The organism is Bradyrhizobium sp. KB893862 SZCCT0404 (assembly GCF_018130885.1).
Classification (GTDB): domain Bacteria; phylum Pseudomonadota; class Alphaproteobacteria; order Rhizobiales; family Xanthobacteraceae; genus Bradyrhizobium; species Bradyrhizobium stylosanthis.
This window is the reverse complement of the sequence record NZ_JAFCLT010000005.1, coordinates 365,070-380,197: the sequence shown is the minus strand read 5'-3', so window position 1 is coordinate 380,197 and position 15,128 is coordinate 365,070. Positions and strand designations below refer to the sequence as shown.

Annotated in this window: 16 protein-coding genes and 1 tRNA gene; 10 read left to right on the top strand and 7 right to left on the bottom strand. The window is 64.3% G+C overall.

Annotated elements, in window-relative coordinates; translation table 11 throughout:
* Nucleotides 1-34 precede the first annotated feature (34 nt).
* From JQ617_RS22450 to aroA, 6 genes are all read right to left on the bottom strand, one after another.
* The gene (locus JQ617_RS22450; RefSeq protein ID WP_063685723.1) at nucleotides 35-427 is read right to left on the bottom strand and encodes a lipopolysaccharide assembly protein LapA domain-containing protein; all 393 of its coding nucleotides are present in this window, start codon (nucleotides 425-427) and stop codon (nucleotides 35-37) included.
* A gap of 71 nt (nucleotides 428-498) precedes the next feature.
* Nucleotides 499-804, bottom strand: a complete 306-nt coding sequence (locus JQ617_RS22445) for an integration host factor subunit beta (RefSeq protein ID WP_007598410.1) — start codon at nucleotides 802-804, stop codon at nucleotides 499-501.
* A 170-nt stretch (nucleotides 805-974) separates the two neighbouring features.
* The gene (sppA, locus tag JQ617_RS22440; protein ID WP_212028165.1) at nucleotides 975-1,955 is read right to left on the bottom strand and encodes a signal peptide peptidase SppA; all 981 of its coding nucleotides are present in this window, start codon (nucleotides 1,953-1,955) and stop codon (nucleotides 975-977) included.
* A gap of 293 nt (nucleotides 1,956-2,248) precedes the next feature.
* Nucleotides 2,249-3,955 (bottom strand): 30S ribosomal protein S1, encoded by a 1,707-nt coding sequence (gene rpsA / locus JQ617_RS22435; protein ID WP_027561579.1) that lies wholly within the window; start codon nucleotides 3,953-3,955, stop codon nucleotides 2,249-2,251.
* Between the two features lie 268 nt (nucleotides 3,956-4,223).
* Nucleotides 4,224-4,862 (bottom strand): (d)CMP kinase, encoded by a 639-nt coding sequence (gene cmk / locus JQ617_RS22430; RefSeq protein WP_063685720.1) that lies wholly within the window; start codon nucleotides 4,860-4,862, stop codon nucleotides 4,224-4,226.
* Nucleotides 4,859-6,232 carry a 3-phosphoshikimate 1-carboxyvinyltransferase gene (gene aroA, locus JQ617_RS22425; protein WP_212028306.1) on the bottom strand — a complete coding sequence of 458 codons (1,374 nt, stop codon included), beginning with the start codon at nucleotides 6,230-6,232 and terminating at the stop codon, nucleotides 4,859-4,861. Before aroA ends, cmk begins: the two co-directional genes overlap by 4 nt.
* 134 nt (nucleotides 6,233-6,366) lie before the next feature.
* On the opposite strand from aroA, the gene JQ617_RS22420 reads away from it, so the two are divergent.
* On the top strand, nucleotides 6,367-6,774 hold the full coding sequence (locus JQ617_RS22420; RefSeq protein WP_063685718.1) for a TIGR02300 family protein: 408 nt from the start codon (nucleotides 6,367-6,369) through the stop codon (nucleotides 6,772-6,774).
* Nucleotides 6,775-6,871: 97 nt separating this feature from the next.
* Nucleotides 6,872-6,947, top strand: a tRNA-Ala gene (locus tag JQ617_RS22415).
* A gap of 123 nt (nucleotides 6,948-7,070) precedes the next feature.
* On the opposite strand, the gene JQ617_RS22410 is transcribed toward JQ617_RS22415, so the two are convergent.
* The gene (locus tag JQ617_RS22410; protein ID WP_212028164.1) at nucleotides 7,071-7,529 is read right to left on the bottom strand and encodes a MarR family winged helix-turn-helix transcriptional regulator; all 459 of its coding nucleotides are present in this window, start codon (nucleotides 7,527-7,529) and stop codon (nucleotides 7,071-7,073) included.
* 155 nt (nucleotides 7,530-7,684) lie between these two features.
* Here JQ617_RS22410 and JQ617_RS22405 point away from each other — a divergent pair, with 155 nt between their 5' ends.
* The 8 genes from JQ617_RS22405 (at nucleotide 7,685) to JQ617_RS22370 (ending at nucleotide 15,122) form a co-directional block, all read left to right on the top strand.
* The gene (locus JQ617_RS22405) at nucleotides 7,685-8,110 is read left to right on the top strand and encodes an organic hydroperoxide resistance protein (RefSeq protein WP_212028163.1); all 426 of its coding nucleotides are present in this window, start codon (nucleotides 7,685-7,687) and stop codon (nucleotides 8,108-8,110) included.
* Nucleotides 8,111-8,284: 174 nt separating this feature from the next.
* Complete coding sequence (locus JQ617_RS22400; RefSeq protein ID WP_212028162.1) at nucleotides 8,285-9,487, top strand: CaiB/BaiF CoA transferase family protein; 1,203 nt, start codon at nucleotides 8,285-8,287, stop codon at nucleotides 9,485-9,487.
* A 396-nt stretch (nucleotides 9,488-9,883) separates the two neighbouring features.
* A complete protein-coding gene (ugpB, locus tag JQ617_RS22395; protein WP_212028161.1) occupies nucleotides 9,884-11,200 on the top strand; it encodes a sn-glycerol-3-phosphate ABC transporter substrate-binding protein UgpB in 1,317 nt (438 codons plus the stop codon).
* A gap of 48 nt (nucleotides 11,201-11,248) precedes the next feature.
* Nucleotides 11,249-12,130, top strand: a complete 882-nt coding sequence (gene ugpA / locus JQ617_RS22390) for a sn-glycerol-3-phosphate ABC transporter permease UgpA (RefSeq protein WP_212028160.1) — start codon at nucleotides 11,249-11,251, stop codon at nucleotides 12,128-12,130.
* The gene (gene ugpE / locus JQ617_RS22385; RefSeq protein ID WP_212028159.1) at nucleotides 12,130-12,978 is read left to right on the top strand and encodes a sn-glycerol-3-phosphate ABC transporter permease UgpE; all 849 of its coding nucleotides are present in this window, start codon (nucleotides 12,130-12,132) and stop codon (nucleotides 12,976-12,978) included. The genes ugpA and ugpE overlap by 1 nt, the downstream gene beginning before the upstream one ends.
* Nucleotides 12,979-12,991: 13 nt before the next feature.
* Nucleotides 12,992-14,077: a sn-glycerol-3-phosphate import ATP-binding protein UgpC gene (locus JQ617_RS22380; protein ID WP_212028158.1), complete on the top strand. Its 1,086-nt coding sequence runs from the start codon at nucleotides 12,992-12,994 to the stop codon at nucleotides 14,075-14,077.
* Between the two features lie 296 nt (nucleotides 14,078-14,373).
* Nucleotides 14,374-14,799 (top strand): Hsp20 family protein, encoded by a 426-nt coding sequence (locus JQ617_RS22375; RefSeq protein ID WP_063685702.1) that lies wholly within the window; start codon nucleotides 14,374-14,376, stop codon nucleotides 14,797-14,799.
* A gap of 50 nt (nucleotides 14,800-14,849) precedes the next feature.
* Nucleotides 14,850-15,122 (top strand): BQ00720 family protein, encoded by a 273-nt coding sequence (locus JQ617_RS22370; RefSeq protein ID WP_063685700.1) that lies wholly within the window; start codon nucleotides 14,850-14,852, stop codon nucleotides 15,120-15,122.
* Nucleotides 15,123-15,128: the final 6 nt, after the last annotated feature.

The window sequence follows — 15,128 nt, the reverse complement described above, 5'->3', positions numbered from 1 at the left end:
GGCCCGGAAACGGGTTTTTCGGTCGGGGCCGCTTCTACAACGTCGCGCGCTGCTTGTCTCGCCCGATGGGCCCGTAAAGGCCGGCCCCGGCGGGAACGGGGAGGCGCTGGGGCTCCGGCCTTGCGGCAGCCACCTGGGCCCGCAGATCGGCCAGTTCGCCCCTCGCAGTCCGGGCATCCGCCTCGTTCCGGCGCGCGGCGCGCCGCCAGCGCCGCTGGCCGAACCAGACGGCCAAGCCGCCCACGACAACCCCGATGGCGGCGGTCAGGATCAGGAGCAGGAACAGCGGCAGCGTCACCGAGAACGAGGGGTCGCTGGAGACAAAGGGATCGAAGGAGACCGTGACGAAATGCCGGTTGGCCACGGCAAAGGTCACCAGGATCAGGCCCAGCGGGATCACGATCAGCGCGGTCAGAAACTTTCGCATCTCGCTTCGCTCGCCTTGAATCAAGCCAGCGGCCGCATCGCTCGCGACCGCAAAAACCCCTGGCGCCGGCCTTAGTCCGGGGCGCCGGGATCCGGATGGTCGCGGTTCAGCCGCTCGCGCATTTCCTTGCCGGTCTTGAAGAACGGAACGCTCTTCTGGTCGACGGGCACATGGGCGCCGGTGCGGGGATTGCGCCCGGCGCGCGCCGGGCGATGCTTGACCGAGAAGGCACCGAAACCGCGCAGCTCGACGCGGTCACCGCGTGCGAGGGCCGCTACGATCTCTTCGAGAATCGCATTCACAATGTTCTCGACATCCCGCTGGTACAGATGCGGGTTGTGCTCGGCGATACGCTGAACAAGTTCGGATTTGATCATCGAGAGATAGGACCCGGGAGCGTGCGGATGACCATTTCCGTGAAAATACTGTGATCTGTCAAGACGCTAAATCAAGGTTGAGCGTCGTGAAATTGCGTGACAAATGCCGAAAAAGCGGGCTGCCCCGACACGCGCAGCGCGAGAAAACCTTCGGGAACTCGCCTGTCTGTTCAGTTTGACGCGGCCGGCTGCCACAACGCCAGCATTCCATCCATTCCGAACCGGTCAACCGCCTGCGCGACGCCGGTTTGTCCGATTTGATGCGCAATCGAGCCCAAACCAAGCGCTTCCAGTGTCACGGCAGCGGCAGTCTTGAGGAACGGCAGGTCGCCAAAACGCGGCTGCAGCTTGTAGTCGCGCACGGAAAGGCCCTTCTTGACGCCCTTCTGCTCGACCAGCCAGGTCACCGCCGTCTTCTCGTCGCCGATCTGATCGATCAGCTTGAGATCGATCGCCTGCCGGCCGGTGAAGACGCGGCCGTCGGCCACTTTCTCGAGCTGCGTGTCATCCATGCCACGCCGTTCCTTCACCAGTCCCTTGAACCAGGCGTAGGAATCCTTCACCAGCGCATCGAGCGCGGCACGCGCTTCGGGGCTTGTCGGCTCGAAACCATTGGGCGCAGCCTTCAGCGGCGAGGATTTCACCTCCTCGACCTTCACGCCAATGGTCTTCAACAGCTCGGTGACGTTGGGATACTGGAACAGCACGCCGATCGAGCCGACCAGCGAGCTCTGCTGCGCGATGATGTGGTCGCTCGCGATCGCAGTGATGTAGCCGCCGGAGGCGGCGAGGCCCTCGACCACGACGACGAGCGGCTTCTTCGCCTTGAGCCGCACGAGCGAGTCATAGAGCTGCTCGGAGCCCGCGGTGGTGCCGCCCGGCGAGTTGATGTGAACGATGACGGCGGCGGCCTGCGAATTCTCCAGCCGCTCCAGCGCCTGCGTGCGATCGGAATCGCTACGGATCAGGCCCTCGATCTGGACCCGCGCGATCGAACCGGCGGATGCGAACGTGCCGCGCGCACCGGGCGTTGCGATCAGCGCAAAGCTCGCGATCGCCGCGATCGCGATCAGCGCGGCCGCCACGCGCCAGAACGTCAGCTTGCGGCGAATCCTGCGGCGATCGACGATGATGTCCGAATCGAGCGACATCGGAATGTCTCCAAATGAAAGGCCGTGCGCGTTGTGCCGTCACAACGTGAGCATTGGCTTAGCTGGATACATCAATTGCGGCGCAATTTGAAGAAATGAAGGCTTGGGGGAGCCCCGTAGCCCGGATGGAGCGAAGCGTAATCCGGGGTCTTCGCGCCGCGGAAGGGCTTTCCCGGATTGCGCTTCGCTCCATCCGGGCTACGGGCACTTACCCGAGGACGACAGCGCGGTATGCCGCCCAACAAAAAAGCCCCGGCTTGCGCCGGGGCTTCCCTGTCAGCGAAACGTTTCGCTTACTTGCTGTCGCGGTTCTTGAGCGCGGTGCCGAGGATGTCGCCCAGCGTCGCACCCGAATCCGAGGAGCCGTACTGTGCGATGGCTTCCTTCTCTTCGGCCACTTCGAGCGCCTTGATCGACACCTGGACCTTGCGGGCCTTCTTGTCGAACTGGATCACGCGGGCATCGACCTTCTCGCCGACGGCGAAGCGTTCGGCGCGCTGGTCGTTGCGGTCACGCGCGAGCTCGGAGCGCTTGATGAAGGTGGTGAAGTCGGTACCGGCGATCTTCACCTCGATACCGCTCTCCTTCACTTCGAGCACTTCGCAGGTCACGACCGCACCCTTCTTGACATCGCCCGGCTCGGCGAAGGGGTCGCCTTCGAGCTGCTTGATGCCGAGCGAGATACGCTCCTTCTCGACGTCCACATCGAGCACCACGGCCTTGACCATGTCGCCCTTCTTGTAGTTGTCGATCACCTGCTCGCCCGGAAGCTTCCAGTCGAGGTCGGAGAGGTGGACCATGCCGTCGACGTCGCCCTCGAGACCCAGGAACAGACCGAACTCGGTCTTGTTCTTGACCTCGCCCTCGACCACCGAACCGGTCGGGTGACCTTCGACGAAGACCTCCCACGGGTTGCGCATGGTCTGCTTGAGGCCGAGCGAGATGCGGCGCTTGACGGAATCGACTTCCAGCACCTGCACGTCGACTTCCTGCGAGGTCGACACGATCTTGCCGGGGTGCATGTTCTTCTTGGTCCACGACATCTCGGAGACGTGGATCAGGCCTTCGATGCCCGGCTCGAGCTCGACGAACGCACCGTAGTCGGTGATGTTGGTGACGCGGCCGGTGAAGCGGGCACCCAGCGGGTACTTGGCTTCGATACCCTGCCACGGATCGTCCAGCAGCTGCTTCATGCCCAGCGAGATGCGGTGCGTCTCGTGGTTGATCTTGATGATCTTGACCTTCACGGTCTGGCCGATCGAGAGCACCTCGGTCGGGTGGTTGACGCGGCGCCACGCGATATCGGTGACGTGCAGCAGGCCGTCGATGCCGCCGAGGTCAACGAACGCACCGTAATCGGTGATGTTCTTGACCACGCCGTCGATGACCTGACCCTCTTCGAGGTTCTGCACCAGCTCCTGGCGCTGCTCGGCGCGGGTCTCTTCGAGAACCGTGCGGCGCGACACTACGATGTTGCCGCGGCGGCGGTCCATCTTGAGGATCTGGAACGGCTGCGAGTTGTTCATCAGCGGCGCGACGTCGCGGATCGGACGGATGTCGACCTGCGAGCGCGGCAGGAACGCAACGGCACCGTCGAGGTCGACGGTGAAGCCGCCCTTGACCTGGTTGAAGATGACGCCGTTGACCTTCTCGTTGTTCTGGAAGGCCTTCTCGAGCTTGCCCCAGCTCTCTTCGCGGCGCGCCTTGTCGCGCGACAGCACGGCTTCGCCGAGGGCGTTCTCGATGCGATCGAGGAACACTTCGACCTCGTCGCCGACCTTGAGCTCGGAGTCACGGCCGGGGCCGGAAAATTCGCGAAGGGCAACGCGGCCCTCGGTCTTCAGGCCGACGTCGATGACGGCCATGTCTTTTTCAATTGCAACCACCTTGCCCTTGACGACCGAGCTCTCCTGCAGGTTGCCACCTGCGAAGGACTCGTCGAGCATCGCGGCGAAATCGTCACGCGACGGGCTATAGGTATCAGCAGAAGTCGAAGCCATTTGTTCTCCAGTTGCGGATGTCTTGCCGGCCGTTGGGTTCATGGGCGCATCGCACACGCAGTGTCGGAAGGTCCGCAAGACCTTCGAGCGACCGCTCGTTGCTCCGCCCCTGAAGGCGAAACAGCGGAAGCGGGCCGGCAGGGCCCGCGCGTTCGATACGTGGAAATCTGTTGTCCGGAGCCTGGATCGCACCGGTCCCGAAACGAAGGACCTGATGTATCGACCTCAAAGAGCGGGAGCGGGCACTTCCTCCAATGACGGCGGCGGCTTAACCCCGCGACCGGCCCGCTCGGACGGCCTCGATAATGTCGATGGCGGCCCGGACGCCGCCTTCTATATCCAGTTGGGAGTTATCTAGCAAGTAAGCATCCGAGGCCGGTTTTAAAGGCGCAATCGGCCGGTTCTTGTCGCGTTCGTCGCGTCGGATGATGTCGGCGAGCACGGCCGCTTCGTCGGCCTCCTCGCCCCTGGCCCTCGCCTCCATGGTGCGCCGGCGGGCGCGGACCTTGGGGTCGGCGACAACGAAAATCTTCACATCGGCATGGGGGCAGATCACGGTTCCAATATCCCGGCCGTCCAGCACGGCCCCGGGCGGATCGGCGGCGAATTGCCGCTGGAAATTGACCAGGACCTCGCGGACCCTCGGGATCGCCGAGACGATCGAGGCGCCCTCGCCGGCCTCCTGGGTCTTCAGGGCGGGATTGCCGAACTTTTCGGGATCGAGCTCCAGGGCGGCCTGCACCGCGGCCGCCTCGTCCCGGAGATCATGACCGGACTGCGTGAGGGCATAGGCCACCGCGCGGTAGATCACGCCGGTATCAAGATGACGATAGCCGTAATGGTGGGCGAGACGCTTGCCGAGCGTGCCCTTGCCCGAGGCCGCGGGCCCGTCGATCGCGATAATCATGAAAACTCGGCCCCTAGCGAACGCATCATCGGAATGAAATCCGGGAAACTGGTGGCGATGAAGGCGGTGTCGTCGACGGTCACCGGCTGGTCGGAGGCGCAGCCCATCACCAGCGCCGACATCGCGATGCGATGATCCATGTGGGTGGCGACAGTGCCGCCGCCGGGGACATGGCCGCGGCCCTCGACGATCAGATCGTCGCCGGAGATCTCGACCTTGACGCCGTTGACGCGCAGCATCGCGGCGGTGGCCTCCAGGCGATCGGATTCCTTGACGCGCAGCTCCTGCAGGCCGCGCATGATGGTCGTGCCCTCGGCGAACGAGGCCGCTACCGCCAGCACCAGATATTCGTCGATCATCGAGGGCGCGCGCTCCGGCGGCACCTCGACGCCGCGCAGCTTCGAGGCCCGCACGCGCAGCTGCGCCATCGGCTCGCCGGCATCGCCGCGCACGTCGCTTTCCTCGATGGAGGCGCCCATTTCGCGCAGCGTGGTGAACAGGCCGGTGCGCAGCGGATTGGTCATGACGTCGGACAGAACGACATCCGAGCCCTCGACGATCAGCGCAGCGACAATTGGGAATGCGGCCGACGAGGGATCGGCGGGCACGACGACATTGGCGCCATGCAGCTCAGCCTGGCCGACCAGCGTGATGCGGCGGCCGTGCTGGCCTTCCTGCACCGAGGTGATGTCGGCGCCGAAGTGCTTGAGCATCAGCTCGGTGTGGTCGCGGCTGGCCTCGTTCTCGATGACCGTGGTGGTGCCCGGCGCGGCGAGGCCCGCCAGCAGCACCGCCGATTTGATCTGGGCCGAGGCGACCGGGGTCTTGTAGGTGATCGGCAGCGGATCGCGCGCGCCCTGGAGCGTCAGCGGCAGGCGGCCGCCCTCGCTCCCGGAGGTGACTTTCGCGCCCATCTTTTCCAGGGGATCGAGGATCCGGCGCATGGGGCGGCTGCGCAGCGAGGCATCGCCGTCGAACACCGCCGAGATCGGGCAGCCGGCGACCGCGCCCATGACCAGCCGGCAGCCGGTGCCGGAGTTGCCGAAATCCAGCGCCACCTTGGGCTGGGCAAAGCCACCGACCCCCACGCCGTTGACCTTCCAGGCGAAATCGCCGGTGCGTTCGACCCTGGCGCCCAGCGCCTGCATCGACTTGGCGGTGTTGAGGACGTCCTCGCCCTCCAGAAGGCCCGAAATCCGGGTCTCGCCGACCGCGAGCGCGCCCAGGATGAGGGCGCGGTGGGAGATCGACTTGTCCCCGGGCACCCGTACTTTCCCGGTCAGGGGACCACTGGCGCGAGACTGGAGCGGCCTCGGTTGGTCGGAATGGGTCAAGATTGTGTCCTTGGATAGGCCCCTGGACGCATCCATCGGGCTGGCGCGCAGGTACCACATGGTCTGCGTCCCGTCACGGGCATGTCGTTCTCCCGTAATGCGCTATTGACAGCGGGCCGCCAACTAGCCAAGTGAAGCACCGCTTTTCAGACATTCCCAGGATTCCTGCCGTGGCCAAGTCCGAACTCGGAACCAAACGTATTTGCCCGACCACGGGCAAGAAATTCTACGACCTCAACAAGAATCCGGTGATCTCGCCCTATACCGGCGAAGTGGTGCCGATCGCGCCCGTGGCGCCGGCCCGCGTGCCTCGCGGCGCCGAGGCCCGCCACGCAGCCGCCGCCGACACCACGCCGGAGCCGGCGGAGGTCGAGGAGGTCTCGCTCGAGGAGGCCGACGCCGAGGAGAACACCGGCAAGGTCAAGGCTGCCGTGCCCGAATCCGAGGACGATATCGAGGTCGACGAGACCATCGACGACGACGATGACGACGATTCGACCTTCATTGCCGACGAAGAAGAGGGCGATGAGGACGTGACCGACATCATTGGTGATGTCGGAGGTGATGAAGAGACTTGAGATCAGCCCTGATCTGTGAAAAAGGGTGCACCGCGCGAGTCGCTTAGAGCGCTCGCCGGCCGGGATGGATCCCCCAGGATCCTTCCATCTGGACTTAGGGGCCATAGCTCAGCTGGGAGAGCGCTTGCATGGCATGCAAGAGGTCGGCGGTTCGATCCCGCCTGGCTCCACCAGCCTTCGCTCGCTTCGCGAGCTTCGGCTGGGCAAGCCTAGGGAAGTCCCTCGTAGCGAAGTGAGCGAAGGCTGCCTCGCCGAAGCCCGCAGGGCGAAGGCGGGCTTTGAAACTAAATCGCGCCCTACTCCCCGATCACCGCATTCAGCCGGTCCCTGAGCGCGACGATCTCGTCCTTCATCGTCACCAGCTCCGACACCGAGCAGTCCGACGCCGCCAGGATCGACTGCGGCACGGCGCGCGCCTTTTCCTTCAGGGCGTGGCCCTGCGGCGTCAGCGAGATCAGGACCTGGCGCTCGTCCTCGCGCGAGCGGGTGCGCCTGACGAGATGGGCGGCCTCGAGGCGCTTGAGCAGCGGGGTCAGCGTGCCCGAATCCAGGAACAGTTTTTCGCCGATATCCTTGACCGGCACGTCGTCGCGCTCCCACAGCACCAGCATGACCAGATATTGCGGATAGGTCAGGCCGAGCCGGTCGAGCAGCGGCTTGTAGACGCGGTTGAAGGCGTGCGCGGCGGAATAGACCGCGAAGCAGATCTGGTTGTCGAGCTTTTGCGGATCGAAGGTCGGTGATTTCCGGGCCATAGAGAATCTCACGGGTTTCTCCCATTCTGGGGCCGACCGGCGGCACATTCAATTGCGAACAATTAAATGTGAGGCATGCCGAATTAGATTGCGCACAATCTAATTGCCTGCCATAAAGATCGCACCCCAACCCGCAAGGACCCGAGGAGACGACAATGTCCGTGAACGTGCTCTACAAGACCAGCGCAAAAGCCACCGGCGGCCGCGACGGCCATGCTGCGACCCTCGACGGCGCGCTCGACGTCAAGCTGACCACGCCGAAGGAGCTCGGCGGCGGCGGCGGTGCCGGCAACAATCCCGAGCAGCTGTTCGCGGCCGGCTATGCCGCCTGCTTCATCGGCGCGATGAAGTTCGTGTCCTCGCAGGGCGGCCCCAAGGTTCCCGCCGACGTCTCCGTCACCTCGACCGTCGGCATCGGCCCGCGCTCCGAGGGCGGCTTCGGCCTCGACATCGACCTCGCCGTCTCGCTGCCGGGCCTCGCCCGTGCGGAAGCCGAGGCGCTGGTCGCCAAGGCGCACCAGGTCTGCCCGTACTCCAATGCCACGCGCGGCAATGTCGACGTTCGCCTGACGGTCGTCTGATCCGACGGTGAATTGGCTGGCCCGGGATCCCCCTCGGGCCGGCCGCTTTAGTTGATTTCCCACATTGCGGGATTGCGCGACGGCCGTGCATGCGGCCCTACGCGGCAGCCCATTGCTGGCTCAAAAAAACCTCGCTAGGCCTGTGCTCAAATATCGACACAGGGAAGCGACGGCATGACTGAAGCAGCATTGGGCGCAATGAGCGGACTGCGCGTCATCGATCTCACGCGCGTGCTCGGCGGTCCCTATTGCACCCAGATCCTTGCCGACCACGGCGCCGACGTGATCAAGGTCGAGCCGCCCGCAGGCGACGAGGTGCGCGAATGGGGCCCTCCCTTCCATGAGGAGGACGCGGCCTATTTCGTCGGCATCAACCGCAACAAGCGCTCGATCGGCCTCGACCTCGCCTCCGAAGGCGGCCGAATCGTGCTGCTCAAGATGCTCGAGACGGCCGACGTCCTGATCGAGAATTTCAAGCCGGGTACGCTGGAGAAATGGGGCATCGGCAACGATGTGCTCAGCAAGAAATTCCCGCGCCTCGTGCATTGCCGGATCTGCGGCTTCGGCGCCGACGGCCCGCGCGGCGGCAATCCCGGCTACGACGCCATCATCCAGGCCATGACCGGCATGATCGCGGCGACCGGCTCGCCCGAGAGCGGCCCGATGCGGATCGGCGTGCCGCTGGTCGACATCACCACCGGACTTTACGCGGCGATCGGCATCCTCATGGCGCTGTCGGAGCGGCAGCGCTCCGGCAAAGGCCAGTTCCTGGAGACGACGCTGTACGAGACGGGCCTTGCCATCATGCATCCGCACACCGCGAACTACTTCATGCATGGCAAGCCGCCTTCGCTCACCGGCAACGAGCATCCGAACCTCGTGCCTTACGCGATCTTCCCGACCAAGACCGACAACATCTTCATCGGCGTCGGCAACGACGGCACCTTCCGCAAGCTCGCCAAGGAGATCGGCAAGCCCGAGCTCGGCACCGATCCGCGCTTTGCCCGCAACAAGGACCGCATCGCCAACCGCGAGGCGCTGCGCGCGGAGCTTGCCGCCGTGTTCAGCCAGCACGAGGCCGAGCCGCTGTGCAATCGCCTGCTCGCGGCGGGCCTGCCTGCCGGCCCGGTGCAGAAGATCGACCAGGCCCTGACCAACCCGCACACCATCGCGCGCGGCGATATCATCGAGAAGGACTGGTACAAGGGCGTTGCCTCGCCGATCCGGCTCGATCGCAGCAAGCCGAGCCTGCGGCGCGTGCCGCCGAAGTTCAGCCAGCACGCGGCCGAGGTGCTGGGCGAGTTCGGCTACTCCCAGGCCGAGATCGACGCGATGGTCGAGAAGGGCACCGTCTGCGGCCCCGAACGCAAGCGCTAGGATTTCACGCGTAGGCTTCAGTGCCGGCATAACGTCGGTGCGCTCCCTCCCCCACCTGCGGGGGAGGGTCGGGGAGAGGGCGTCCCCGCAATGGGACAATCCCCTCGAGGATAGAACCCTCACCCGCGCCTTCGGCGCGACCTCTACCGCGAGCGGGAGAGGTTTTCGAGTTCGCGGCCCGGACGCCGCTCACCAAACATAATGCCGCAGTGCGGCGCGACCCACGCGCGTGCACCGCGAACGGCTACGGCTGTCTGCGGCGCATTCGCCTATTTGACGGCTTCCCTTTTCCAGCGCTTGCCGCTTTCGTTTCGGCCGCTTACACAGTCATGTGAACGTCATATGGCGCTGCTAGCGCAAGCGCTTCTCGATTGACGGGCAAGGGAGGTTTTCTTGATGGCTCTTCGACATTTTGGCGCGGCTGCTGCTGTTGCACTCACGGTTGGACTCGGCGCCTCGCCGGCCCTGGCCGTCACGGAAATCCAGTGGTGGCACGCGATGACCGGCGCCAACAACGACGTCATCGTCAAGCTCGCCAACGACTTCAACGCATCGCAGACCGACTACAAGGTGATCCCCACCTACAAGGGCAACTACCCCGATACGATGAACGCCGGCATCGCCGCGTTCCGCGCCGGCAACGCCCCGCACATCATGCAGGTGTTCGAAGTCGGCACCGCGACCATGATGGCCGCGACCGGCGCCGTGAAGCCCGTCTACAAGCTGATGGCGGACGCCGGCGAGAAGTTCGATCCGAAGAACTATCTGTCCGCGATCACCGGCTATTACTCGACCTCGAAGGGCGAGATGCTGTCCTTCCCCTTCAACTCGTCGTCGACCGTAATGTGGGTCAATCTCGACGAGCTGAAGAAGGCCAATGTCGAGATCCCCAAGACCTGGCCCGAGGTGTTCGAGGCCGGCAAGAAGCTGAAGGCGGCCGGTCACGACACCTGCGGCTTCTCCGGCTCCTGGGTCACCTGGGTCAATCTCGAGCAGCTCTCGGCCTGGCACAACGTGCCGCTCTCCAGCAAGGCCAACGGCCTCGACGGCTTCGACACCGTGCTCGAGTTCAACGGACCGCTCCAGGTCAAGCATCTCGAGAACCTAGTCGAGCTGCAGAAGACCAAGGTCTACGACTATGCCGGCCGCACCAACACCGGCGAAGGCCGCTTCACCTCGGGCGAATGCCCGATCTACCTGACCTCGTCGGCGTTCTTCGGCAACGTCAAGGCGCAGGCCAAGTTCAACTTCACCGCGGTGCCGATGCCGTATTATCCGGACGTCAAGGGCGCACCGCAGAACTCGATCATCGGCGGTGCTTCGCTCTGGGTGATGGGCGGCAAGTCGGCCGACGAATACAAGGGCGTCGCGAAGTTCCTGACTTTCCTCTCGGACACCGATCGCCAGGTCTACATCCACAAGGCCTCGGGCTATCTGCCGATCACCAAGGCGGCCTACGCCAAGGCGAAGGAAGAAGGCTTCTACAAGGATCAGCCCTATCTCGAGACCCCGCTGATCGAGCTGACCAACAAGGAGCCGACCGACAATTCGCGCGGCCTGCGCCTCGGCAACATGGTTCAGCTGCGTGACGTCTGGTCGGAGGAGATCGAGCAGGCTCTGGCCGGCAAGAAGACCGCCAAGCAGGCTCTCGACGCCGCCGTCGAGCGCGGCAACACCATGCTGCGGCAGTTCGAAAAGACCGCCGTGAAGTAAGGCGACTGGCGGCAGGCCGGCCACCCGGCCTGCCGCTCTCGGGGCATCATGCAAAAGCAAGCCATTTTCCAATCGAAGCTATTGCCCTACGCGCTGGTTGCGCCGCAGCTCGCGATCGTCCTGATTTTCTTCTATTGGCCGGCCCTGCAGGCGGTGATCCAGTCCTTCCTGCTGCAGGACGCCTTCGGCCTGTCGACGACCTTCGTCTGGTTCGACAATTACATCGAGCTGTTCAAGGACCCCGCCTATTTCGAGGCGATCGTCCGCACATTCTTCTTCTCATTCGCCATCGCGATCTCGTCGCTGTCGTTCGCGCTGCTGCTCGCGGTGATGGCCGACAAGCCGCTGCGCGGCTCGATGCTCTACCGCACGCTGCTGATCTGGCCCTATGCGGTGGCGCCGCCCGTGGTCGGCGTGCTCTGGATCTTCATGCTGCATCCCTCGCTCGGGGTGGTCTCGCGCTACTTGCGCGCCGCCGGCGTCGACTGGAATCCGCTGCTTGACGGCAACCAGGCCGCAGGCCTGATCATCCTCGCCGCCGCGTGGAAGCAGATCTCCTACAACTTCCTGTTCTTCCTCGCCGGCCTGCAGGCGATCCCGAAGAGCGTATTCGAGGCCGCCGCGATCGACGGCGCGCGCCCGATGCGGCGGTTCTGGACCGTGACCTTCCCGCTGCTGTCGCCGACCATCTTCTTCCTGCTGGTCGTCAACATCGTCTACGCCTTCTTCGACACGTTCGGCATCATCGACACCATGACCCGCGGCGGTCCCGGCACGTCGACCGTCACGCTGGTCTACAAGGTCTATTCCGACGGCCTGCTCGGCGGCAATCTCGGCAGCTCGGCGGCGCAGTCGGTGATCCTGATGATCATGGTCATCGTGCTCACCGGAATCCAGTTCCGCTTCGTCGAACGCAAGGTGACCTACTGATGGTCGAGGACGAGGGTATCCGGCGCTACGTCGCCCATTTCATCCTCTGGATCGGGATCGCGATCGTCGCGTTCCCGGTCTATATCGCGATCGTCGCCTCGACCCAGGACAACGCGCTGATCGCCAACGGGCAGATGTCGCTGCTGCCGGGTGGCCACTTCTTCGAGGTCTACTACCAGACCATCTTCGTCGGCACGAGCGGCTCGACCCGCGAGCCCGTCGGCAACATGATGCTCAATTCGCTGGTGATGGCGCTGGCGATCGCGATCGGCAAGATCGCGATCTCCATCATCTCGGCCTATGCGATCGTGTATTTCCGCTTTCCGTTCCGGATGTCGATCTTCTGGATCATCTTCATCACGCTGATGCTGCCGGTCGAGGTGCGCATCTATCCGACATACAAGATCGTCGCCGATCTGCACATGCTCGACAGCTATGCTGGCCTCGCTTTGCCGCTGATCGCATCCGCCACCGCGACGCTGCTGTTCCGCCAGTTCTTCATGACGGTGCCAGATGAATTGCTGGAGGCCTCGCGCATCGACGGCGCCGGCCCCTTGCGCTTCTTCTGGGATACGCTGCTGCCGCTGTCGCGCACCAACATGGCCGCGCTGTTCGTGATCCTCTTCATCCTCGGCTGGAATCAATATCTCTGGCCGCTGCTCATCACCACCCGCGACGACATGCAGACCATCCAGGTCGGCATCCGCAAGATGATCACCACCACCGACGCGCTGACCGAATGGCCGATCGTGATGGCGACCGCCGCGCTGGCCATGCTGCCGCCGGTGTTCGTCGTCGTCGTCATGCAGAAATTGTTCGTGCGCGGCCTGGTCGAGACGGAAAAGTAACAAGCGAGTTTTCATGGCCAACGTTACCCTGCGCAACGTCCGCAAGACCTACACCGGCGGCTTCGAGGCCATCAAAGGCGTCAACGTCGATGTCGCGGACGGGCAGTTCTGCGTGCTGGTCGGCCCCTCCGGCTGCGGCAAGTCCACGCTGCTGCGCATGGTCGCAGGCCTCGAGACCGTCACCGGCGGCGAGATCGACATCGGCGGCCGCGTCGTCAACCAGGTCGAGCCCGCCGATCGCGACATCGCGATGGTGTTCCAGAACTACGCGCTCTATCCGCATATGAGCGTCTACAACAACATGGCCTACGGCCTGCGCAACCGCGGCATGGCCGAAGCCGAGATCAAGACCCGCGTCGAGGAAGCCGCGCGCGTCCTCGAGCTCTCCGCGATGCTGGAGCGCAAGCCGCGCCAGCTCTCCGGCGGCCAGCGCCAGCGCGTCGCCATGGGCCGCGCCATCGTGCGCCAGCCGAAGGTGTTCCTGTTCGACGAGCCGCTCTCCAACCTCGACGCCAAGCTGCGCATTTCGATGCGCGTCGAGATCCGCAAATTGCAGCGCCGGCTCAACGTCACCTCGATCTACGTCACCCACGACCAGCTCGAGGCGATGACGCTCGCCGACATTCTCGTCGTGATGAACGGCGGCCAGGTCGAGCAGGTCGGCAATCCCCTGGCGATCTACGAGAAGCCGGCGACCACCTTCGTCGCCTCCTTCATCGGCGCGCCGCCGATGAATTTGATGTCGACGCGCGCCGACGAGATCAAATCGCAGCTCGGCGGCAGCGCCGCCGATGCCGGCATCGTCGGCATCCGCCCGGAGGATTTCGCCATCACCGACCAGACGCCCGCCGGCGGCGTCGCCCTGCCGCTGACCGTCGAGGCCATAGAGCGCGTCGGCGCCGAAACCTTCGTTTACGGCTCGCGCCAGCATGAGGACCAGCGCGTCGCCGCCACCCCGGGCGAGCTGCCGCCCGGCGAGATCATCGTCCGTATCCCCGGAACCGAGGCGCCCGCCATCGGCGCGAGGATCCGGGTCGCCGCGGTTCGCCAGAAGCTGCATTTGTTCAGCGGCGACGGACGGACGCGGATCGAGGCCTGACCGGTTCCGAAGGGCCCCACGCTCAAAAGTTCGAAAACAACCCCATGCACAGTAGAAGGGGTGCTGTTTTCATTGGGATAAATCGGCTCACCGATTCGTCATGCCCACCCTTGCGGGCCCACCACGAATTGTAAGCATTTTGTGCGATGGCAGAGGGGGTGGGCGGCAGGAGCGGCCATCCACAGCCCCCGGCTACGTCCTTGAACCACCACAGGGATATGCCCATATTGCTGACCAAGGGGTGCCTTCATCGGGCCCCGAAACACCAAAGTCGCTTCGAGAGGACTTTGTAAACTATGTCTCGTGTTCCCACGCTTTCCAGTCCGTTCCTTCTGGGCTTCGACGAGATCGAGCGCGTGCTCGACCGCGTCGTCAAAGGCGCCGACGGCTACCCTCCCTACAATATCGAGCGGTGCAACGGCGCGGACAACCAGCCCGAGCGTTTGCGCATCACGCTGGCGGTCGCCGGCTTCACCCGCGACCAACTCGATGTAACCATTGAGGAAAACCAGCTCGTGATCCGCGGGCGGCAGCAGGACGACAAGGCCCGGCAATACATCCATCGCGGCATCGCCGCGCGCCACTTCCAGCGCACCTTCGTGCTGGCGGAGGGGATGCTGGTGCTGGGTGCGGATCTGAAGAACGGGTTGTTGTCGATCGACCTGGCCCGGCCTGAACCGGAGAGGATCGTTAAGACAATCGCTATCAATGAGCACGAATAATGGAACGAGTAGCGGACTCGACCGCTTAGTTCGTTAGAGGAGTCGAGACCATGAGTGAAGGTCACGTTGCGTTCGAATTCGAAGCCAAGAACGTCTCCCCGGAGACGCTGGCAACCCTGGGCGAAGGTCACATCGCCTATGTGAAGCAGATCCGCTCCGAGGATGTGCCGGACCTGTTTCCCGAGGCGCCCAAGATTGCGCCGGGTCTCAAGCTTTTTGCGCTCCACGCCGCCGACGGCACGCCGATCATGCTGACCGACAGCCGCGAAGCCGCGGTCGCGAATGCCTGGAGCAACGAGCTGCAGGCGGTGAGCGTGCACTAAAGCACG